Source organism: Nocardia sp. NBC_00881, from assembly GCF_045207455.1.
GTDB lineage: Bacteria > Actinomycetota > Actinomycetes > Mycobacteriales > Mycobacteriaceae > Nocardia.
This window is the reverse complement of sequence record NZ_CP108798.1, coordinates 6,069,719-6,090,863: the sequence shown is the minus strand read 5'-3', so window position 1 is coordinate 6,090,863 and position 21,145 is coordinate 6,069,719. Positions and strand designations below refer to the sequence as shown.

Here is a 21,145-nt window from a genome sequence, read left to right as displayed (position 1 = left end):
TCCTTCCGCACACTGGTGGCCTGGCGCGACCGAGCAACCCGCGGCGAACGAGCCCGGCCGTCCCACCACACCATGGCGGCGCAGCTCGAATGAGCAAGCGGACGAAAGTGATGCGGCTCAGCCCACGCCGCAGTGGCATCCGAACACGGGATGGCATCAACAAGCGGAACCGCGGTATGACCGGTACGCTCCGACTTCGCAGTGGCAGCCGGGGATCGGTGCGCCCGACCCATCACGCGAAGGGGACGCTTCGCTCTCTCCGTGGCAGCCGAGCCCAGCCGGTCAGGCCGGACAGACGCCTGACGTGCAACAACTGGGCCAGCTGAACCAACCCGCGTCCGGACCGACGGCTCAACCCGACCCCACCCCGCAAGGGCAGCCGGGAATGGGCGGTCAGGCCGCGCCCACACTCCAGTGGCAACCCCAGTCCGCGGAGCCTGCCGCGCCTTCGTGGCCGCCCAGTGCTGGCTCGGCCGCACCAGCTGAACCGACGCTCCCGGCCCAGTCGCCCGGCGGACCGCGCGCCGGACAGTGGACATCGAGCCCGCAACCCACGTCCAGCCAGGCCGACCCGACACTGCTGGCGCAGCCACTCGCCGATCACCGGCAGCCCGGGCAGGGCGCGTCCGGCCGAACCGACGAGACGATGCCGGCCCAACCCCTCGGTGGACACGGGGCGCCCGGACAGTCCGCGCCGGGGCAGCGTGACTTCGGTTCGTCCGAGACAGGCCCCGGGCAGGCCGATCCGACCGTGCTCGGATTTCCGAGCGCCGACCGGTTCGGGCAGCCGGATCCGAACTTGCAATGGCAACCAGCTCACCGCGGGCCGGAGCAGTACGGCGAGGTGATCCCGCTCGAGCGATACCGATCCGGCTACGGCGGCGCCCAGTACCCTCCGCAGGCCGGGTTTTCAGGGTATGGGCCGAACTCCGGCGGCCGAGGCAAGATCGTACTACTGGTCGGGCTGGTCGTGCTGCTGGTGGCCGGTGTCGCGGTGACGGCGGTGGTGCTGGCCAAGCGCGGATCGGATTCCGCGCAGGAGACCTCACCATCGATGGTGAGCGCACTCACCACCACTGGGGCCGCACACAGCTCCGCACCGACGACGACTACACCTGCGCCGACGACAACCCTGGGCGCCGCGGGCAATGAGACCCCGCTCATCCCGGGCTACCAGGTGGTCGTCGCACCGGACCGCGGCGCGGCCTACGACGTGCCCGCCGACTGGACCGTCGCTCCGCGGGGCACCGTCGGCGGCTTCGGCGAGCCGCCCAACGCAGTCGGGGGCAAGGGTTACGCCAGCGAGGGCAAGGGCTACTGCCCTGGCTCGACCCGAACCGTCGCATTCCTCACCGGCTCGAACGACGCCGATTCAGCAAGAGCGGCAACGGAACTCGGCACGAGGACAGCCAAGCTCGCCTACAAGGAATCCCCCGGCGGCACCCCGAGCGCACCAGTACCGTTGGCGTCGCTGGATGGATCACAGCACGGCATGTTCGTGGAAACCAAGGGCACCGCCAGCCAGGCCAAGCCCGGTTGCGCCACGGCGTACTCCGTATACACCGTCGCATTTCCCAGTGACAACGGAAACTTCGTCATGGTGATCGTCGCCGACACCGGCGTCCCCAACGCCCTGAACGCCGAGACCGCCAAGCGCATCTTCGCCAGCATCCGGCCCCACGAAGGCTGACTGACCTGCCGGTTTAACGTCTTACCCCACCCTGTTGTAAGCTACTGCAGGTTCGATTCACGGGGTGTGGCGCAGCTTGGTAGCGCGCTTCGTTCGGGACGAAGAGGTCGCAGGTTCAAATCCTGTCACCCCGACTCGTGGTTGAGACGACAAGAAGACCCCTGACCAGTACGCATAGTCAGGGGTCTTCTTTGTTGCCGAGAACGAAGACATCGACACGACGTTCGTAGGCCAGCATCCGCTCGGAATCAGCTCACCAGCACGCCTTCCGAGCCATCACCGTCACTGTTGTCGAGGTCACCCATCATCTGGCGCACCGCGTCCGAATCCTCGAACCGGCGCACGGAGTACGTGCATTACCGTGCGGGCGTTCTCGCGCCCGAGTACAACCGCGACCTTGTGCGGCGGCATCCCATCTACCCGAATTCCTGCGCTCGAGTCGCGGTGAGGTCAGTCTTTATCGGGCTTGTGGGTGTGTTGTGGTGATTTCGGGTGGTTTCGTTGTGGTCGTCGTATGGTCTCGGTTCGGACCTGGTCGATGATGTCTTCGGGGATGTGTTCGATGATGTCCCCACGTGAGGCGATGGCTAGTTTCTGGAGGATCGCGCCCACTTGGGCATCGATGGTTCTGACCGATTTTCCGCGGCGGGTGGCGATGGCGGAGTTGGTCCATCCGGCCGTAGCCAGGATCGCGACCTGCTGTTCAGCAGAGCTCAGCTCGTGCCAGTGCGATGCGGTGGCCTTGCCCGGTTGGGTGGCGGTGGCCTTGCCCGGTTGGGTGGCGATGGCCTTGCCCGGTTGGGTGGCGATGGTCAATGTGCCCAGGGCCAACCGCTGCACCTCGTCGAGTTCCGGACGCAGAAGGCTACCCCGGGTTTCCGCGGCTGCGAATCCGTCGGATCCGAGCACCTGGCGAGCGACGGCGACGGCTTTGGCGGATTCGGCGGCGAACGGCGCATTCTGTTCGAGGGTGATGCCGAGCCTGGTTCGTAAAGTTCCGGCTCCGCCGGCCAGGTGGGCGATTTCGGTGGCCAGGGCGATCAGCGTGTCGCGGTCCCGGTTGCCGGCGGTGAGCGAGTCGGCGATGAGGCGCGCCAACGACCAGGTTCGAGACTCCACCACCAGCCACCCGGCCCACTGGTCACCGGCGCTGAGTTGATAGGCCAGCGAGGCCCGTTCGAGGGCCAGCGCTTCGGTGGGGTTGCCGCTGCGTCTGGTCAAGGTGATCGCCAAGGCGAATTCGGCCAAGGATTTTTCCCACGGCGACCCGGATACGCTCGCGCGGTCGAAGTAACGGCGGGTGATCTCGTGAGCCTGTTGCGCAGTTCCCAACAGGCCCGCGGTCACAGCCGCGGCCGCTTCACCCCTTGACGCAGCGCCGCAGTCCCCGAGGGCCGCGAACTTGTCCCGAGCGCGAGTGAAGACGGCGATGGCACGGGCATCGCGGTGTACGACCAGCAGCTCGAACCCCCACGCGTATTCGACGGGCGCGGGCAGGCCGATATCGGTTTCGGCGGTGTGCCGCCAGTTCGGCCCGGTATCCGCGTCGGGGAGGCAGCCGGCGACACAGTCCTCGAGCATCCGCTCAGCATCCTCGTGACAGCCTTGGAGCAATGCGAGCAATGCGATGGCGGCCATGGCCCCGATCTGGAGTTCGGTGGGCTGCGGGGCCAAGGCCCGGGTGGCATCGAGGCAACGTTGCGTCCAGCGACACGTCTCTCCTACCACGCCCCCGGCGCCGGCCGATTGCGGCGCAGTGAGCCCGAGACAGATTTCCAAACCGACAGCGGCCTGGCCCGGGGTGGCGATGCTGGCCTCGATCGCTGTCAAAATATTGGCCCAGGCTGCTCGCGTCCACTCCAGCAGGCGTTGCCCTTCCGGGCTGAACCAGTTGGCTGCGACGTAGGCGATTTTGTCGTGGTAGTAGCGGAGGTGTCGGCCGACCAACCGAGTCGGTTCGTCCGTTTCTGGGGTGACGCCACGACGTAGTCGGTCCTGCGCGAACACCCGCAGGCTCTCCACCAGGGAATACCGCACAGTAGTCGGTGTCATCTGCACCGACACCAGCGACCGATCGACTAGACGTTCGAGCAAGGGTTCGATCTCCCGCCGGGCCAGGACCACACCAGGGCTGTCGGCGTCGGTGGCACTACCCTCGCCGTCGGTGTTCTCATCGTCGGCACAGATGGTTTCGATGGCGTCGAGGTCGGCTCCCACCTCCAAAGCCACGTTGCCATCGATGTCGTCAGGGTTGGTGGCAAAGCCTGCGGCGAAGACGGACAGGCGTTCGAAGAGCAGCCGCTCTTTGTCGCTGCACAGGTTGTAGGACCAGTAGATGACGTCGGTGACCGCTCGATGTCGCGGGTCGGCGCCCGTGTCGGGGCCATGCGACCAGCGCAGGCGGGTGTCGTCGGCGTGGCCGGTGAGTCCGTTCAGGATCATCGCCAGAGGTTGATGACGCAGCCGTGCGGCCGCCAACTGGATGTAGAGAGGGTGGTTGTCTATGCGGCGGCATATTTCGGCGGCCGTCGCGGTCTGGCCCATGCCGGTGACGGGGTGCTCGGTGAGTTCGGCGCGGTGTCGAAACAGCGCCAGGGCGTGACCGTCCGACAGAGGCGGAACTGCGATCAGGTATTCGTCGACCCAGCCGAGAGGTTCACGACTGGTGGCTACGACAGTCAGATCCGGCACCGCGTCGAGGAGGTTGCTGACCACGCGAGTACACCCGCCGAGGACGTGCTCGCAGTTGTCCAGTACCAGCACGGTGCGTGGAACGCGCCCGCTCGGGTCTGGGCGGGTGAGGGTGTCGACGAGAGCATCTCCTGCCGATCGTCCGGAGAAGTCGGCCTCGATCACCGCACGGGCAACTTCTTCTTCGACCGCGGCCGTGTCCGAGCCTGTGGCCAGCCGCGCAAGCCGCACCCAGAACACTCGCCTCCCGCCCGCGTCGGCTTGCCCGAACCGGCGCACCGCTTCAGCAGCCAAGTGGGTTTTCCCGATCCCGCCCGCACCGGTGAGCGTGATCAACCGGGCCGGGCCGAGCAGGAGAGTGTTGATCTTTTCCAGCTCACGGTCTCGGCCGACGAAGCTGTGTGTGGGGACGGGAACTACGCGTTCCCGACGCCTAGCATGCACATACGGGAGCATAGTCCCCACAAACGAACGGTCGAACCCCCAGAAGTGGCCGACTCATGAGTCGGGTGATGTCGCCGATCGGGTCATCGGCTGATACCGCATCTCGACATCCTGGTCCGCCCGGGCTTCAGCACCGTCTTCAGCGCATCCGGCGGTAGTCATCGACCAGCGCTGTGATCGTTAGTGGACAGGCGTCGATCCGCCCCCTCGTGCCAACACTGATCGTCGCCGAGTAGTGGGGTGTACGAACACCTGAAGGACTGCCCCGGTTCGGAGCCACCAGGTGGGTGCGCGGCCGGGAATTCGAATTACCCTGGCCGACAGGGTAGTTGAGATGTGCCCAACCAGAGTGCATAGGCTTGGGCGATGCTTGCGCTCTACAGTGCGGTGATCGCGATCGTCACCGGCGCGACCTCGGCGTGGATCGGCTACTACTTCAACGTTCGCAAAGATCGTTTGCAATGGAGCCGCAATCACGCGACACGATGGGACAGTGCACGGCACGAGGCTTACGTTGCGTTCGCAGCTGCGATCAAGCATGAGGTTCGACTGCACGTGAAGATGGCTGCCGCGCTGCACCCGGAGCTATGGCCTGGCCATGAGACGTTGTCCATGTCCGAAGGCTGGCCACTCTTGGCAGCCGCGGAAGACGCGCGCGCTGATCTGCTCGAGTCGATCCTGCTGCTCGCCGACGGTCCGACGGTCGAGGCAGCGCGGGACTGGCAGCAGAAGGTCTGGGAACTGCGCGTGCTACACAACGACACCGCGGTGTCCGCCGAGGTCATCCGCCAGGCTCTGATCCGGGCGTCGGATGCCAGGGACCGCTTCTACGCATGCGCGCGACCCGACCTGGGCATTATGACCGCGCTTCCCGCACCACAGCTACTGCAATCGCCTGCCATTTCCGATGTTCCAGACGCGAATACCATCGGCGGCTAGTGTTCGATGCGGCGCGGAACGAGCAAGCCGGTCCGGCGCACGACGCGCCCGATCAGGTACGCGGGCTGTCGGCGACATCGTCCGCCGCGCGACGAATACCATCCTGAGACATTGTTTCCGCAATCGGCGAAAGGTCGGCACATGAGCAAGCCCGTCGATGGTGTCCGCACAGACAAACCGCTGTCCGGGAAGACGGCACTAGTCACTGGGGCCTACACCGGGGTCGGTCGAACGATCGCGAAAACGCTTGCTGTGCAAGGGGCGCAAGTTGTTGTCCATCATCCACATTTCCCGGAACCGGCGGCGGACGTGATCAAGGAGATCACGGCCGCCGACGGCACCGCACTCGGACTCGCGGCGGATATCGGCGACCGCGCGGAATACGAGGAGCTGGTACAGGTGCTGCTCGAGGACTGCGGTCGGTGGGACCTGCTGGTGAGCACCGCGACGGTGCCCGATGCCGAACCGTTCGCGAAGATCAGCGGGGAGTCGTTCGACCTCGGCTTCGCGATGATGGTGCGGGGCGTGTTCCACGGCATGCAGCTGGCCTCGCAGCACCTGGCCGACGACGGCCGGATCATCACCGTCTGCGACTCCGCAAGCCCGCGTGGCGCGCTCTACGACGCGACCCGCGGCGCCGTCGAGCAGCTCGGTCAGGCTGTGGCACCGGACTTCGCGCCGCGGCGGATCACCGTCAACACGGTCAGCCACGGTGTCGCCGAGACCGGGAACGCGGAACTCGGGGCGGTCGTCGCGGCGATGAGCCAGCCCGCGGACGTGGTCGCCTACCTGGCAAGCGCGGCGGCGAGCGCGGTGACCGCGCAGGCCATCCGTCTCGACGTCGCCGCCCGAGCCGCCGAGGCACCGCGGTAGATCCGGGCAGAGGGCGGCGGTGCCCGGTCAGGCGATGTTCGCTCATCCGCAGGGCCACGAAAACCAGCGGGCGGTAAACAGATTCACCAGCGGCCGACGCGTGACGGCGGCGGTGCGATACTCCGCGTCCCGAGCACAGGCCCACCGCCGATGACATGCCCTTATCTCACACTCGAATTACGGGATCGCGGCGGAGATGATGCCACTGTATGCGCTGAATCCCCGCCCCTTCGCGTTGCAGGTGAAACTCCCGTGGAAACCGATTCGGCACGACGACCCCGCGTGCTCGACGACCGGCCCCCACATGTCTTGGCCGGTTTTCAGGTCGTAGATGCTGGGATTGCCGCCGGCCAGCGTGTACGGCGTGCCTCCATCGAAGGTGGGGTGCGCGGGCAGCCAAGACTGGTCGATCAGGATCTCGTTGATCGGAATCGACAGCGGAAGGTAGGCGGTGCCGACGGTGTAGCTCAGGCGAAGGGGAGATCCCAGATCACACCCGATGCTCCCGTCACCGAAAATCGCGCAGTTCATGCTGCCTGCCGAGAAATAGAGCGTGCTATCGTCGGCTCCGGCGTTGCCGGCCGGGAGGATCGGCGCCACTGCTGCGGCGGCCAGGATCCCGGCGAACTTCGTACTGCGCTTCATGCCATCTCCTCGGTGAAATCGCTGATGTAGACAACCGACCCGACAACTCTGTCGAACCAACGCCGGATTCTGTTTCGATCTGTCCCGCATCGAACACAGCGGAGCCAGCGTGTTCGACCGCCGAGCGCGGCACAACTCCTTGAATCATGGTGCACCGCGGTAGTACCCGCTGCATCTGGCATTCGTATCCGCATCCCAGCCGGATGGCCACAGAAAGCTGGCCCATCTACCCCCAAACACCACCGATAACCGTTCTCCCGCCGCGAGTGGCACATGGTCGGGTAAACCATGCGTCACTCGTCTTTAGACATTTGTGCTAGACATTCGTACCAGCCTGTGTTAGACATATGTCTAAGACATTTGAATGAAGTGTGACTCGGAGGAATTCAGCTATGAGCGTTCAGCCCCGTGTTCTTGTTGCCGGCGGCGGTATCGGCGGTAATGCCGTTGCGCTGCAACTGCTTCGGGCCGGCATCTCGGTCACGGTCGTGGAGCGGGCCGCGGCACCGCGCCCCGGCGGACAGGCCGTCGACCTGCGCGGTCCGAGCCGCGAGGTGGCCGAGCGGATGGGGCTGATGCCGGGGATCCGTGACTGTCAGCTGGACGAGCGCGGCATGCGTTACGTCGATGCCGAGGGCCGCGAGATCCTGCGCATGTCCGCCGAGCTCTTCGAAGGCAGGGGCGGGGTCGCCGAAATCGAGATCACCCGTGGCGATCTCAACCAGGTACTGCTCGATCTGGTCGCCGCCGAGGGCGGCGTCGACTACCGCTACGGGGAATGGATCACCGAGGTCCGGCAGGATGACGCGGGCGTGGACGTGACATTCGCCTCCGGCGCCGCCGAGCGGTTCGACATCGTGATCGGCGCGGACGGTCTGCACTCCGCTACCCGCCGCATGGTGTTCGGTCCCGAGGAGCGATTCGCCACCTATCTGGGCGGATACATGTCCTTCTTCACCCTGGCGCGGCCGAAAGACTTGGAGCCGCACTGGTTCACGATGCACTCGCTGGTCGGCGCCACCGGGCTCGGCCTGCGACCGGACGCCGACCCGGCCACCTGCAAGGCGCTGGTCGTGCTGCGCTGCCCGGCGGATCCCGCACTGCGCCGAGACATTACGGCTCAGCAGAACTTGATCCGTGAGCGGTTGGCCGGCGGCGGCTGGGAGTCGGCCCGCATCGTCGCCGCGATGGCCGACGCACCGGACTTCTACTTCGACGAGCTCGCCCGGATCGACATGCCGACCTGGGTCGAGGGCCGGGTGACGCTACTCGGCGACGCAGGCTACTGCGGCTCGCCGCTCACCGGCCACGGCACCGCCATGGCACTGGTCGGTGCGTACGTCCTCGCCGGTGAGATCGCTACGCACATCAGCGATCCGAAGCAGGCTCTGGCCCGCTACGAAGAGGTGCTGCGCCCCTTCGTCCAGACCGCGCAGAAGCTGCAGCCGGGCGGCGTGCGGTCCATGACCCCCAAGTCACGCTTCGGTATTCGCGCCGGTCAGACCTTCAGCAAGCTGATGACTTCGAAGCCGATGCGACCGGTCATGATGAAAATGCTCGCCAAGACCGAGTCCTACGACCTGCCCGACTACGCAGAACTGAACGTCGGCCGCTAGGGCATCGACCGGGCCGTCTCCGCAAGGCCCGGTCAACATCCTGCTGTCGAACGGTGCGCTGAATATGCGGCACTATGCATCGGTCGGTACTCGGTCGACAGGGCGGCTGCCACGAAGGCAGACAGTCGCCCGAGTGTTCCCAGCGTATGACGGCTTCGATCAGCGCGTCGTCGACGCCTTGCGGCCGGCGTGGTCCGAGGATTCCACAAAGTTCGACATAGCCGCTGATCGAAGGTGATCGTCAATCCGATAGCGCATGCGTTCAGGCGTGAGCAGCTCGATCAGGCACTGCGCTCCATCGGTGCCGACTCTGTCGTGGATGTCGCCCCGGACGAATCAACCACGTCGGCGTTCAGCTCCAATCCCTACGACCGCGCTTCCAGGCCAGCTGGCACCGTGCCCGACGTGAATCAGGCATGCAAATCGTTGAGCAAATCGGAACGCACTGGCAGTCAACCATACTGAGCTGAACTCCGAGCGTGCGTGCCGTGCCGTTCGCCATCGCCGGCATCAGCACTAGGGCTGGTCCAACAGGTTCGAGCTAATCGCGAGCTGCGTTGCGCTGCTGACGGTTTCATGCCCTGTGGTGCCGATGAAACGCGGCGAAGTATGTCCTGATCGGCGCGGTTCACATTAGGCTCTGTGACTATTGGGCCAGCGCGGCAACTGAGAAAGCCTCTCTGGATCGCGGCGGAGGAGCCTGCGCTTGAACCTCTCGATCATTCTGATCTATCTGGCGGCAATGCTCGGCGTCGGTTGGTGGGGAAAACGCCGCGCCCGGAACACCAGTGATTACCTTGTTGCAGGCCGCAGGCTGGGAGGCGTGTTCTATACCAGCACGATGTGCGCTGTGGTTCTCGGTGGCGCGTGCACGGTCGGTGGTGTCGGCCTCGGTTATCGATACGGCATCTCCGGCATGTGGCTGGTGGTATCGATCGGTACGGGTGTCTTGCTGCTCGGTCTGCTCTTCGCGTCCCGTATCCAACGCCTGCGGGTGTACACCGTGTCGGAAATGCTCACGCTGCGATACGGTGTCGACCTCACTGCCGCATCCGGCATTGTGATGATGTCTTACACACTGATGGTCACAGTGACATCGACGATTGCCTACGCGAGCGTTTTCACCGTTGTCTTCGGAGCCGATCGGACGGCATCCGTTGTCGTCGGCGGCCTTGTCGTCGTCGCATACTCGGCGATGGGTGGCATGTGGTCGATCACGCTGACCGACATCGTCCAGTTCGTTGTCAAGACGACCGGAATCTTCGTCTTGATGCTGCCCTTCACATGGCACAAAGCAGGCGGCTATGCGGGAATCCGCGAACGGGTGGGCGATGCAGCATTCGGAATCGGAACTATAGGCGTCGGGAAGATCGTCACCTTCTTCGTCGTGTACACCCTGGGAATTCTTATCGGACAGGACATCTGGCAGCGGGTATTCACCGCGAAGTCTCCGAGGGTGGCCCGTTGGGGTGGCGTCACGGCCGGAGTCTACTGCCTGCTCTACGGTGTCGCGGGCGCCGCAATCGGTCTTGCCGCGTCCGCGGCGTTTCCCGGGATCGAGGCCAAGGACGACGTCTATGCCGAGGTAGCCCAGCACAGCGTGCCGGTTGGACTCAGCGGCATTGTGCTCGCGGCGGCAGTGGCGGCGATGATGTCGACGTCCTCAGGCGCCCTGATAGCGACTGCGACGGTCGCACGCCAGGATGTAGCGCCGATGCTCACGCGGATCACTGGGCGCCCGAAGCGAGAACTGGACACCGCGACGACGGAAGCCGACCTCCGCGGCAATCGCTGGTACGTCATCGCGATTGGTGTGGTCTGCGTCGTACTCGCGGCCCTGATCCACGACATCGTCTCAGCCTTGACCATCGCATACGACATTCTGGTCGGCGGACTACTCGTACCCATCCTCGGCGGGCTGGCCTGGAAGAGGGCGACGGGAGCCGCCGCGATGGCCGCGATGGGCGTGGGCATCGTCGCTACCTTGTCGACCATGTACACGGTCGGCGATGCACTCGCCAACGAACCTGTCTATGTCGGACTGGCGAGCGCGGCAGTGGTGTTCGTGGGAGTCAGCCTGGTGACCCCGCAGACGCCTGCGAGCGTCCTGTCCGTCTGGGATGCCCGAACGATGGGAAAGGACGAGGCCGTGTCACAACCGATAGGCGGATAGCACCATGGCCGAAAAGATCGTCGTGCTAGACGATTTCATTTACGCTCCAGTGTTCGCGGAGTGCCTCGCCGCCGAGGGACTTGCCGTTGACGTGATCGTGACGAAGGAGATTCCGACGGGCACAGAGATTGTCGCTTTGCTCGTCGGTCCGGACACTGTGGGACTCGGTGACCCGCACCTTGCCGCGTTGCCAGATCTGCGAGTCCTGTCCGCCACATCAGCCGGATACGAACATCTTCCGCTGCGGGCGGCCCGGGCGCGCGGAATCCAGGTCACGCGCGCGGTGAACTACTGCACCGAGGAGGTTGCCGACCACACCCTGGCGAGCATTCTCGGCCTACTCCGCTCGACCGCGTCGCTCGATTCGGCGGTGCGGGCAGGACGGTGGGACATCACGGCGTCACCACCGCGCCGGATCGCCGGAACAGTATTGGGCCTCTACGGATTCGGTCGGATCGGCGCGGCTGTGGCGCGCCGGGCGCGTGCACTGGGCATCGACGTGCTGGTGTGCGGGCGTTCGCTCGATCCGCGCACACCGGAATTGGTTGCCGAGGGACTCGGCGTGGTCGAATGGCCGGAGCTGCTGCGTCGAGCCGACGTGCTGAGTCTGCACGTTCCGCTGACTGATGAGACCCGAGGCATCGTCGATGCCACGGCACTGGCGGCCATGTCACTCGGCGCGTATCTCGTGAATGTCTCTCGGGGAGAACTGATCGACCACGACGCTCTCGGCGCCGCGTTGCGCAGCGGCCGGCTTGCGGGCGCTGCGGTCGACGTACTCCCGCAGGAACCGCCCGCGCCGGACGATCCGATCCTTAGGTTTCCGAACCTCGTGATCACACCGCACGCGGCCTTCTACTCGCCGGACGTTGCCGAGAAACTCGCTCGGCATGTCGCTGCAGACGTAGCCGCAGCGCTGAACAAAACACCTTCGTCACGGACCGGTCCCGACACCACGTCGATGTCGTCGGACGGCACTGTGACGTTAGGCCGCAAATGCCGGTCCGACTGACAAACCCGTTTCGCTGTGACGCTGACCGGCCGCGGCTCCTCCGAAACCGACCCGGCCAACTCTGTCCTGGTGGAGGCTTTCGCCGCATACCCGTGGTTACCCTTCGGCAGCGGCAACACCCTCTCGTTGCCAGTCAGTTCCAGGAAGAGCCAGCGCAAGTGCACGACTCCGCGCCCCATTGCCCGCCGGGCCGATCACCCCTCGTGGACCGGCCCGGCGGCACCCCCGCGACGCAACCTGTCACCCCTCGAGACAGGTCACGCCGGGTTCTCACCGACGGCTTGTCGTCCTTCCCGTTTCCGGTGTTGACGCAAACAACAATGCAAGCGCGGGCTTGGCACGCGCTTAAGAACACCTTGCAAGATCAAATCCGCAGGTAGAGGGACTTTTATGGATGGATCCCATCGAGTCGCACCACGCAGCCCTGGTTCGCGGGATGATGGAAACAGGGGCGCCGAGAAGATCGGAAGCGACGATGGAAACCGTGGTGGTCTGGATACTGGCCAGCCTGTTCTACTGGTGGGGCCTGCTGTAGGGATCCGAACCTGGCCGACCCCGGCCAGGTCTACTACAATCGGTCGTAGGTTGCGCGAGTCGAACGGCACACCTCGCCGATCGGAGAGTCGCCATGGCTCAGTAGCCCGCAGCGCGGCCGGACACTCGCTCCGGCTCCATTTACACGGAATTTCGCTGGGGCCTATTCGAGATCATCGCCGATCTGGCGATCGGAATCGCCGGATCGCACGCCCTCCATGCATTCGCAACAGTCGTAGCGCGGGGTCCTGAGCCTGGCGTCGCGTCTGGTTTCCGGGATCGCTTTATCCGAGGATTGCGGTCAGGTCGAGGTGAGTGAGGCGGTCGTGGTCGGAGAGGATGTCGATGGCGGTGATTCGGTCGTCGGCGACGGTGAAGCTGATGATCGAGAACGGGGCGCCGTCGATGGTGTTGACCAGTCCGGCGCTGCCGTTGACGACTGCGGGGTGGATGGTGCAGAGGGTGGCCATGCGCTGGAAAGTTTCGGATTGCCCGGCGGCGGCGTCGGCGCCGCAGATGACACGCATCGCTTCGCCGGCATCAGCGCGCAACACCACGTCGGGGTCGAGCATGCGGAGTAATTCGTCGAAGTCGCCGCCGCGTGCGGCGGTGAGGAAGGCGTCGACGGCGCGGCGTTGACGAGGCAAGTCCGGTTCGGTGCTCGGTGTTCCCGTGGCCGCCGTACTGGCCGCGACCGCGGTCGGTGCGTACTGGGACCTCGCCCGGATCTCCTATGTCCGCGACTCGTTCGACCACCTCGGCTACCCATGTACTTCGCGACCATCCTCGGCGTCGCCAAGACCGCCGCGCTCGCCGCGATCCTCACTCCCGGCCATCCCCAAACGAAGGAATGGGCCTACGCCGGGTTGGTCTTCGTCTACGGCGGTGCCGCCACATCCCACCTGGCCGCCGGTGACGGCCCGGACAAGTGGGCCATGCCGCTGTTTTTCGCCGCCGCCACCTTCGCCGCCCGCGCCTGGCTGCCGCAGGGCAATTCCACCACCGCCGCACTCGGCGGCTCCCGGCGCCGGTACGCCTGACTCGCACTGTCCTTGCCGCACCGACCTCGGCCACCGTGCCGCACGTGGTCGCCCGGAACAACCCCGCCGACCTGGCGATATCTGTGGACCTGGTCGAGGTCGGCGTGGCGAAGTCTACGTTTCGCGAGGACACTGAGGACGTAGCGCCCAACTCGTCCCCAGGAGCACATGCGATGCCAACCAACGGGCCTTTCGGCAGTGATCCGGAAGATTTCGAACGCGCACTGCGGGGGGCGGGAACCGAGCTCCGCGACCTGCTCGGGAAAGCCGGCCTATACCTGGATCGAATAGATCACGCGAGCGTCAGTTCACTGGCGTCGCTGCTCGGTCAGTTCGTTCAACCGGAACGGCCCCGTCCAGCGAAACCCGAGGGTGAGACCACCGGTGAGACCGGCAGCGGAGTGTGGGCGATCTACAGCATCGATGACGCCGGCGAGGCTAGGGTTGACCAGGTCTTTCCAAGCGAGCTCGAGGCCTTACGCGCGCATCGCGACAACACCGATGATCGCCGTCGGGTGCGGTTTCTGCCCTATGGAGTTCCGGCGAGTGTGTTGGATGTGCCCTAACGGCGCTGACTCGCCCTATTCGCCATCTACGCATTGTTCTGGCCAGCGGCCATGGCGTTCTACTGTGCCGTGCTCGCCGCGCCGGTGGTTGCCCTGTCCATGGGCTACTTCCCGATCGCTTTGCTGCGGCGGAGCCAAGCAGACAAAGTCTCTAGCGCCGTCCGTTCGGTCGGCGCAACGTAACCTGTTGCGCTATAACAGGTTTAGCTGCGGCGCCGACCCGAGCGCCGCCTGAGTGCTGCCCTCCTCCGCTCGCAGCTAGGGATGGACGGGGCCGTTCGACGCTTCACCTACAGCGGGTGGCGTCCACGGTGCATGCCTGCGTTGTCGATGACGACACCGAGCCCGTCTGAATCGGCAATCGCCCATGCCGGCACCCAGACATTCGACCCTTGCGACTGTGACGGGCGAACCGCGGCTAAGTAGTCGCGCAGGGCGGCCAGGCTGGGGTGTGGGTTCGCGGTCAGCCAGATCAGCGAGTGCGGGTAGATCGGGGTCGGATTGCGCAGCGGTATGCGGCGCAATCCGTAGCGCGCGGGCCAAAGGTAGCCCCATTCGGTGCCGGGGACGATGCCCGGGATCCAAATTCTGTGCCTCGCCAGGCGGTGCGGTTCGACGCTGGGCTCGGCGGCAAGGGGATGCGTGGGGCCTACTAGGAGCTCCAATTCATGGTCGATTGCGCGGGCTGCGCTCACCCCGTCCGGCCTGTCTTCGGCTGGCACGGTGACGGCGCGGAAGGAGACGTCGACAGCTCCGGACTGTACCGCGGTCAGCGCGCCGGTGAGGTTGTTGTCGAGCAGGTTACGACATCAACGTCCAGATCGGGATGCGCGAGATGGAAGTCTTGGAGCACCACCGAAGGTGCGATGCGCCGATTCGTCACATCGACGCGAAGCGCCCGGCTCTCGGGCTGGACAGACCGCCGCGCGCGCTCAGCGGCACGGAGCAGGTCTCGTGCATGCGCGAGGAATGCGTGACCATCGCGGGTGAGCCGCACACCGTGGACGTTGCGCGAGAACAGCACGGCCCCAACGTCGCGCTCTAGCGCGGCGACGCGCTTCGAGACCGCTTGCGGCGTAATACTCAGCTCATCTGCTGCGCCCTGAAACTGACCGAGCTCAGCCGCGACAATGAAGGTGTGGACGCCGTCAAGATCCAACAGTCTTCCTCAACGTCTGGTTGTGACTGGCCCGCGTGTCGGTTGCTTGTTGCCCGGCCATAGCCGCTGCTGGAATCGGCACATGCCTAATTTGACCTTTGGCCGCCTCTACGTCCAAACCCCCGAGTTCGCACGAGTCGCCGAGCGGATCAACCACGTCACGGCACTCACATCGCGCCTGAACCTGCTGCCGTTCGACGACACGGCGGGGCGCGCGGCACTGCTGGCGGACGTGTTCGGCGGACCCCTCCCGGAGACCGTCACGCTGTACCCGCCGTTCTTCACTGATTACGGGCTCAACACCACCTTCGGCGCGCACGTGTTCGTGAACCAGGGGTGCACCTTCATGGATCAGGGCGGCATTCGAATCGGCGCCGGGACGATGATCGGACCGAAAACTCACCTCATCACCTCCGGACACCCAGTTCCGCCCGCCGAGCGGCGCGAGTACATTCTCGCCGCACCGATCGTGCTCGAAGACAATGTCTGGATCGGAGCGGCCGCCACTATTCTCCCCGGCGTCAAGATTGGTGAAAACTCGATAGTCGGCGCCGGTGCCATCGTGACCAAGGATATCCCGCCGAACACTGTCGTTACCGGGGCCGCGGCGACAGAGCAGAAACGCTGGAAAGTTTGAGTATAGTGGCCACGACTTTCAGCGACGGCGCAGCGCAAGGACCGGGATTGTGCGAATGCCTTTCGTCTTCTCGGCGTAACCGGCGAAGCCGGGATAGACCTCGGCCCGCAGCGTCGGACCGACCTGGTTCGCCTGCTCGGCTCGGACGCCGCCACGATGACTCGCACCATCAAGCGTCTCGAACACGCCGGCTTCGTCCGCCGCCTGCCCTGCGCCGACGACAAGCGAGTCAGCATCATCGAACCCACGACCGCCAGCCTCGTTCTCCGCCACGAAGTCGAACGCGTCTGGTTTGAACTCGAGCAAAGCGTCTCCGGCAACCTGACCACGGACGAGCAGTCGGAGGCCATCGACCTCCTTGCACAAATCGAGGAAAGCCTTATCCGCGCCACAGCGCAGGGAGCCCAGAGATCGGCCGCCGCAGACCTACACCCGCCCGTCAGCACAACCTCTGAGAGGCCACAATGAGTTTTGACACATCCAACGGCACCAAAGGCGCGCGTCAGCCCAGCGGAGGGCGCCTGATGCGGTATCTCAACAACTGGGCCGCGAAACGAATCCGTAAGAGCGGCAAGTTCATGGGCGATATGAATGCACTGATACTGACAACCATCGGCCGCAAGAGCGGAGCAGAGCGCAGCACACCGGTCGGCTACTTCCCCGGAAAGGACGGCAGCTGGCTGATCGTGGCATCCGCGGCCGGAGCGCCGAAAAACCCTGCGTGGTATTACAACATCGCCGCGAATCCCGACAAGGTTCGGATTGAGGTGGCCGGTCGCGAAGTAGCCGTGGTCGCCGAGCAACTCCACGACGTCGAGCGCGAGGAAGCATGGCAGCAGATCACCGCCGCCGCACCCCGTTTCGCTCAATACCAGCAGAAGACCGACCGCGAACTACCGATAATCCGCCTGGTCCGCCAATCCGCCTGAGCCGGTATACCTGCCGGCCGGCTACCGCGGTTGCCGCGAACGCGACAGTCAAGGACCGTGGTCCTCCTCGACAGTCATCCCGTTGCGAGTATTTCGCTGATATCGAGAAAGGCATTGTTCTCCTCGGCCTGGCCAACACTCATGCGAAGGTAGTGGGGCATTCCCAGATCGCGGATCAGGACGCCGTGGTCGAGGTAGTGCTGCCAGGAACGTGCGGCATCGGCGAACCGGCCGAACAGCAGAAAATTCGCGTCACTGTCGATCACCTCGAATCCCAGCTCACGCAAGGATCCCGCGACCCGTTCCCGCTCGTCGATCACTTCCGCGACCTTTGCCAGCGTCTGGTCGGCGTGACGCAATGCGGCCACCGCCGCAGCTTGGGTCACGACCGACAAGTGATAGGGCAAGCGAACCAATCTCATCGCCTCCACTACGGCGGGAGCGGCCACGAGGTAGCCGAGTCGTCCGCCGGCGAACGCGAATGCCTTACTCATCGTCCTGGTCACGACGAGTTTTGCGGGGAATCGGTCGATCAGTCCGATCGCGCTGGGGGCAGACGAAAATTCGCTGTATGCCTCGTCCACCACTACCATGCCCGGCGCCGCCTCCAGAATCCGTTCGAGATCCGCGATGGCAAAATTGTGACCGCTGGGGTTGTGTGGGTTGGTGACGAACACGACGTCCGGACGACTTTCGATGATGAAGGCGACTGCGTAGTCGATGTCGAGCGACAGGTCCGCACCGCGACGACCCTCCAGCCATTCGAGGTCGGCGGTGTCGGCGATGATCTTGTACATGGAATAGGTCGGCGCGAAACTCAGCGCACTGCGTCCGAAGCCACCGAAAACCTGCACGAGTTGCTGCAAGATCTCGAGCGATCCGTTCGCCGCCCATATATTCTCTGTTGTCACAACTATGCGGTCCCGCCGACTGACGTAGCTCGCCAACTCAGCGCGCAATTCCATCGCTTCTCTGTCGGGATAGCGGTGCAGGGAATCGAGTGCGGCTCGTACAGACGCAGTGACATCGTCGATCAGTCTCTGGGATGGCGGAAAAGGGCTTTCGTTCGTATTCAATCGCACCGGTGCCGCCAACTGCGGTGCCGTATACGGTCGTTGTTCTCGTAATCGCTCCCGAATGGGCAGCTCAGCCGAGGTCACCGTCGCACCCGGCGGTATCGGGACAACAACCTCGTCGTACCACGCCACCATATCGCCCTCACTCACCATCACCTGGCATGGCCCTGGGGCAACCAGGTCGTTGCCCTGGATGCCTTGTCGAGCAATCCACCAGCACACGGGTTGGCCGGTCAGGTACTCGCCGCACCACACCAATCGGTGCAACATATCCGAGAACGGTGCACAGATGCAATGTTCAAGAGTGTTGCGCCCGTGAGGTTCACAAGCGGCACGAACAGTTCGTCGGCGGCGTTGTCCAGGTATGCGATTCGAAGAACCGCACTGGACCGGCCCTGATCTCCCACCCTGGCGAGTCGAATTACTTCAGCGCGGTCTTCCAGCGGTCCAACCTGCTCGCCTGGTCGCCGAGCGCGCGCAGGAAGGCCGTGCGGCCGCGAACACGGCGCAGTACACCGCGCGATGGCCAGACACTCCTCGGCGATCCACCCCGCGCCGACCTGCTATCGGATAAGCGCGGACACGCTATCGAAAAGGCGCAGCTGCGTAGCCTGCAATGGTTACACATTGCATTCTTTTTGCATGGAGAAAGCGATGTGAACAGGAAGGCGCCACCAACGATATGAGGCACAATCTTGCCCGAGCCGCGCTTCGAGACCCGATACAAACAGCGCGAAATTGAAACGTCCGAAATCCATCGTCGTCACGACGAGCATTGACGAGTAATGCCAACACTGATATCGGAAGCCATCCCTTCCGAACCGGCTCGTAAACCTGAAAGCGTGGAAATGATCAATATTCGTGCAATCTTGACCGGTCTGGCGCTCGGCGCCGCTGCCACCTTCGGTATCTCTGCGTCCGCGTCCGCCGCGGCGGTGTATGAGTTCGAGCACCGTCAAGCTCAGGTCGACAACGGCAACATGTGGCTGTGGGTCTGGTCCGGAGACGGCACCGACGGCGCTACGGTGTTCTACACCCACGAGGGGGACGACGAAGCGGCCAGGAATCGCCAGAGGATCTCGGTGACGCCAGGGCAGTCGCAGGTCATCACCACCACTGAGCCCATCGTCAGTATCAGGATCTGTAGCGGCGACTCTGCCCGATGCGGCTCGTCGATCCGCGTGTGAGGGGACAATTTGTCATGACCAATCACTTGATTGCCAAAGGCACCGGAGTGAAACTGGTTGCCGCACTCGCATTTACGGGCGCGGCGCTGGCCTGGTCGGCCGGGCCTGCGTCAGCGGCGGATCGCGTTGTCGAATGGCGAGGAGTCGCGGTCAGCGTGTCCGGCGCGAACTCGGAAGTGGTCACCTTGCGGACGCCGTTCGGGCTGCTAGGGTCGGCCGCCTATACCTACATCGACCACAACGGCCAGACGGTTCGCTCATCGGTGAACACCCAGTTCCCGTTCGGCTTGGAAGAGAGAAGAGTTTTGCCGGGCCGGATCACGCACGTGGGTGCGTGCGTCGCGCGCCCGAGCTCGAGTTTCCAAGAATCGTTCTCCGCAAAACCGCCCGGCTGGGACTGCCAACCCCTACAGGCGCTGTAGGCCCTGCCGTTCGGCGGTTGAGGTCGCCGCCGATGGGTGGCCGGTCGACCGGCTCCTCCTGGACGGGCGTTATATGCCCCACCCTGTCGCCGGAAACTCCCCGCGACAGGGTCGCATACCGCATCTCCTGGCAGGAGCCGATATCCGGCTGGCGCGTGTTCGTGGTCGTCGAGTTCGCGTCAACTCGACGTCGAGCCGTGGTCGGCATTGATGTGGCTGATGACAGCTGGGTGCGCCAGGGTGACGGGCGTTCCGCCGGTGGCGGCCAAAGAACGACGGGATGTGGACTCGGTATGCGATCGGTTCATCAAGCCGCCACCGAATCGGTTGCCGCCCAATATAATCGAATGCTCGACGCCTTGGCCGGAGAAGCTACCGACGTCATCTGCCACCTCGACGCCGCCCGCGCCGACCTGCTCGCGTTCGCCGGTTTCCCAAGAAGATCTGGTTGAACCTTTGTAGGAGAGTGAGACGTGAACAGGAAGCCGCTGCCGCTGGCCAACTACAGCGTGCTGCAGTCCCGTGACGTGGACGAGGCCCGTGAAGTCATCGGCAAGGTCCTGCGCGCGCCCCATGATGTGAAGATCCTCGGTGCGGCAGGCAGGTTCGACGCCCGGCAGAACGCGGTGCCGATGGGGCCGGTCGCGCTGGCCGCGCTCGACTACGGCGGTGGCGCACAGGTGCTGGTCACCCCGCACCGCACCGACAACTTTTACCTGGTCCACATCCCGTTGGCTGGAGCGATCGACACGTTCAGCGGTAGGGAGCGCACAACCGCGACCCGATGGACGGCGACGATAGCCCAGCCGCGTGAGCGCTTCGTGCTGGATTGGCCCGCTGACAGCCCGATGCTGTTGGTCTGGTTCGACGCGTCGGCCATGGAGTCGACGCTGGAACAGATGATCGGTCAGCGGATGAAAACCGGGCTCCGGTTCGAGTTGGGTCAAGATCTCACGACCCCAGCCATGCGGGCCTGGTTGGATCAGGTGAGATTGGTGGTCCGCGAATTCGACCGGGGCCAGCAGGTCGCCACACACCCCCTCGCAGTCCGCCATCTGCAAGACCTGATGACCACCGGGTTTCTGCTCAGTGCGCGCCACTCTTACTCCGAGCGACTGCGCAACAGCAGTGCCACACCAGCGGGCTCAACGGTCAGACAGGCCGTGGATTTCATGCATGTGCACGCAGCCGAGCCAGTGACCGTCACGCAGTTGGCCGCTGAGGCAGGCGTCGGTGTACGGGCATTACAGGAAGGATTCCGCAGGGACCTGGACACGACTCCAATGGCCTACCTGCGGCGGGTGCGGTTAGAACACGCCCGGACCGAGCTGGAGAAGGCCGACCCACATGAGACGACCGTATCCGCGATCGCACTCAGGTGGGGCTTCAGGCACTTGGGCGATTTCGCCAGGGCCTACCGGATGGCGTACGGCGAGCGGCCTAGCGAAACGTTGAAGATCGCACCAGCGGCCACATCCATCGACGCATGAATTTCGGGGAAGGGCCCTGAAC

The 21,145-nt window shown here is 64.6% G+C and carries 21 protein-coding genes and 1 tRNA gene; 16 read left to right on the top strand and 6 right to left on the bottom strand.

Annotation, left to right across the window (positions count from 1 at the left end; translation table 11 throughout):
* Positions 1-304 precede the first annotated feature (304 nt).
* A complete protein-coding gene (locus OH799_RS26190; RefSeq protein WP_406269194.1) occupies positions 305-1,690 on the top strand; it encodes a hypothetical protein in 1,386 nt (461 codons plus the stop codon).
* Between the two features lie 60 nt (positions 1,691-1,750).
* Positions 1,751-1,824, top strand: a tRNA-Pro gene (locus tag OH799_RS26185).
* A 316-nt stretch (positions 1,825-2,140) separates the two neighbouring features.
* Here the strand turns inward: OH799_RS26185 and OH799_RS26180 are convergent.
* Positions 2,141-4,825: a hypothetical protein gene (locus OH799_RS26180; protein WP_406269191.1), complete on the bottom strand. Its 2,685-nt coding sequence runs from the start codon at positions 4,823-4,825 to the stop codon at positions 2,141-2,143.
* 366 nt (positions 4,826-5,191) lie between these two features.
* Between OH799_RS26180 and OH799_RS26175 the strand changes: the two genes are divergently transcribed.
* Both OH799_RS26175 and OH799_RS26170 read left to right on the top strand, forming a co-directional pair.
* On the top strand, positions 5,192-5,764 hold the full coding sequence (locus tag OH799_RS26175) for a hypothetical protein (RefSeq protein ID WP_406269188.1): 573 nt from the start codon (positions 5,192-5,194) through the stop codon (positions 5,762-5,764).
* A 141-nt stretch (positions 5,765-5,905) separates the two neighbouring features.
* Complete coding sequence (locus OH799_RS26170) at positions 5,906-6,637, top strand: SDR family NAD(P)-dependent oxidoreductase (RefSeq protein ID WP_406269186.1); 732 nt, start codon at positions 5,906-5,908, stop codon at positions 6,635-6,637.
* Between the two features lie 177 nt (positions 6,638-6,814).
* On the opposite strand, the gene OH799_RS26165 is transcribed toward OH799_RS26170, so the two are convergent.
* A complete protein-coding gene (locus OH799_RS26165) occupies positions 6,815-7,282 on the bottom strand; it encodes a hypothetical protein (protein ID WP_406269183.1) in 468 nt (155 codons plus the stop codon).
* 392 nt (positions 7,283-7,674) lie between these two features.
* On the opposite strand from OH799_RS26165, the gene OH799_RS26160 reads away from it, so the two are divergent.
* The 4 genes from OH799_RS26160 to OH799_RS26145 all read left to right on the top strand — a co-directional run bounded on the left by OH799_RS26160 (position 7,675) and on the right by OH799_RS26145 (position 12,618).
* A complete protein-coding gene (locus OH799_RS26160) occupies positions 7,675-8,898 on the top strand; it encodes an FAD-dependent monooxygenase (protein ID WP_406269180.1) in 1,224 nt (407 codons plus the stop codon).
* 706 nt (positions 8,899-9,604) lie between these two features.
* On the top strand, positions 9,605-11,071 hold the full coding sequence (locus OH799_RS26155; protein ID WP_406269177.1) for a sodium:solute symporter: 1,467 nt from the start codon (positions 9,605-9,607) through the stop codon (positions 11,069-11,071).
* A 4-nt stretch (positions 11,072-11,075) separates the two neighbouring features.
* Complete coding sequence (locus OH799_RS26150) at positions 11,076-12,083, top strand: NAD(P)-dependent oxidoreductase (protein WP_406269174.1); 1,008 nt, start codon at positions 11,076-11,078, stop codon at positions 12,081-12,083.
* Positions 12,084-12,477: 394 nt separating this feature from the next.
* Complete coding sequence (locus OH799_RS26145; protein WP_357268371.1) at positions 12,478-12,618, top strand: hypothetical protein; 141 nt, start codon at positions 12,478-12,480, stop codon at positions 12,616-12,618.
* A 283-nt stretch (positions 12,619-12,901) separates the two neighbouring features.
* On the opposite strand, the gene OH799_RS26140 is transcribed toward OH799_RS26145, so the two are convergent.
* Positions 12,902-13,264, bottom strand: a complete 363-nt coding sequence (locus OH799_RS26140) for a hypothetical protein (protein WP_406269171.1) — start codon at positions 13,262-13,264, stop codon at positions 12,902-12,904.
* A gap of 120 nt (positions 13,265-13,384) precedes the next feature.
* Between OH799_RS26140 and OH799_RS26135 the strand changes: the two genes are divergently transcribed.
* Both OH799_RS26135 and OH799_RS26130 read left to right on the top strand, forming a co-directional pair.
* On the top strand, positions 13,385-13,657 hold the full coding sequence (locus OH799_RS26135) for a DoxX family protein (protein ID WP_406269168.1): 273 nt from the start codon (positions 13,385-13,387) through the stop codon (positions 13,655-13,657).
* A 173-nt stretch (positions 13,658-13,830) separates the two neighbouring features.
* Complete coding sequence (locus tag OH799_RS26130; RefSeq protein WP_406269165.1) at positions 13,831-14,223, top strand: hypothetical protein; 393 nt, start codon at positions 13,831-13,833, stop codon at positions 14,221-14,223.
* A gap of 290 nt (positions 14,224-14,513) precedes the next feature.
* On the opposite strand, the gene OH799_RS26125 is transcribed toward OH799_RS26130, so the two are convergent.
* Both OH799_RS26125 and OH799_RS26120 read right to left on the bottom strand, forming a co-directional pair.
* Positions 14,514-14,918 (bottom strand): hypothetical protein, encoded by a 405-nt coding sequence (locus tag OH799_RS26125; RefSeq protein WP_406269162.1) that lies wholly within the window; start codon positions 14,916-14,918, stop codon positions 14,514-14,516.
* Positions 14,919-14,992: 74 nt separating this feature from the next.
* Positions 14,993-15,382 (bottom strand): LysR family transcriptional regulator, encoded by a 390-nt coding sequence (locus OH799_RS26120; protein WP_406269160.1) that lies wholly within the window; start codon positions 15,380-15,382, stop codon positions 14,993-14,995.
* Between the two features lie 82 nt (positions 15,383-15,464).
* Between OH799_RS26120 and OH799_RS26115 the strand changes: the two genes are divergently transcribed.
* The 3 genes from OH799_RS26115 (at position 15,465) to OH799_RS26105 (ending at position 16,948) form a co-directional block, all read left to right on the top strand.
* Complete coding sequence (locus OH799_RS26115) at positions 15,465-16,019, top strand: sugar O-acetyltransferase (RefSeq protein ID WP_406269157.1); 555 nt, start codon at positions 15,465-15,467, stop codon at positions 16,017-16,019.
* 156 nt (positions 16,020-16,175) lie between these two features.
* Entirely contained in the window at positions 16,176-16,487 is a 312-nt protein-coding gene (locus OH799_RS26110) for a MarR family winged helix-turn-helix transcriptional regulator (RefSeq protein WP_406269154.1), read from the top strand.
* Positions 16,484-16,948, top strand: coding sequence for a nitroreductase/quinone reductase family protein (locus tag OH799_RS26105; RefSeq protein ID WP_357268356.1), 465 nt, complete (start codon positions 16,484-16,486; stop codon positions 16,946-16,948). The genes OH799_RS26110 and OH799_RS26105 overlap by 4 nt, the downstream gene beginning before the upstream one ends.
* A 74-nt stretch (positions 16,949-17,022) precedes the next feature.
* Here OH799_RS26105 and OH799_RS26100 read toward each other — a convergent pair whose 3' ends face one another.
* Positions 17,023-18,159: a histidinol-phosphate transaminase gene (locus OH799_RS26100; RefSeq protein WP_406282580.1), complete on the bottom strand. Its 1,137-nt coding sequence runs from the start codon at positions 18,157-18,159 to the stop codon at positions 17,023-17,025.
* A 713-nt stretch (positions 18,160-18,872) separates the two neighbouring features.
* Between OH799_RS26100 and OH799_RS26095 the strand changes: the two genes are divergently transcribed.
* The 3 genes from OH799_RS26095 to OH799_RS26085 all read left to right on the top strand — a co-directional run bounded on the left by OH799_RS26095 (position 18,873) and on the right by OH799_RS26085 (position 21,123).
* Entirely contained in the window at positions 18,873-19,211 is a 339-nt protein-coding gene (locus OH799_RS26095; protein ID WP_406269150.1) for a hypothetical protein, read from the top strand.
* A gap of 14 nt (positions 19,212-19,225) precedes the next feature.
* Positions 19,226-19,633: a hypothetical protein gene (locus OH799_RS26090; protein WP_406269147.1), complete on the top strand. Its 408-nt coding sequence runs from the start codon at positions 19,226-19,228 to the stop codon at positions 19,631-19,633.
* A 473-nt stretch (positions 19,634-20,106) separates the two neighbouring features.
* Complete coding sequence (locus tag OH799_RS26085) at positions 20,107-21,123, top strand: AraC family transcriptional regulator (protein ID WP_406269144.1); 1,017 nt, start codon at positions 20,107-20,109, stop codon at positions 21,121-21,123.
* Positions 21,124-21,145 lie beyond the last annotated feature (22 nt).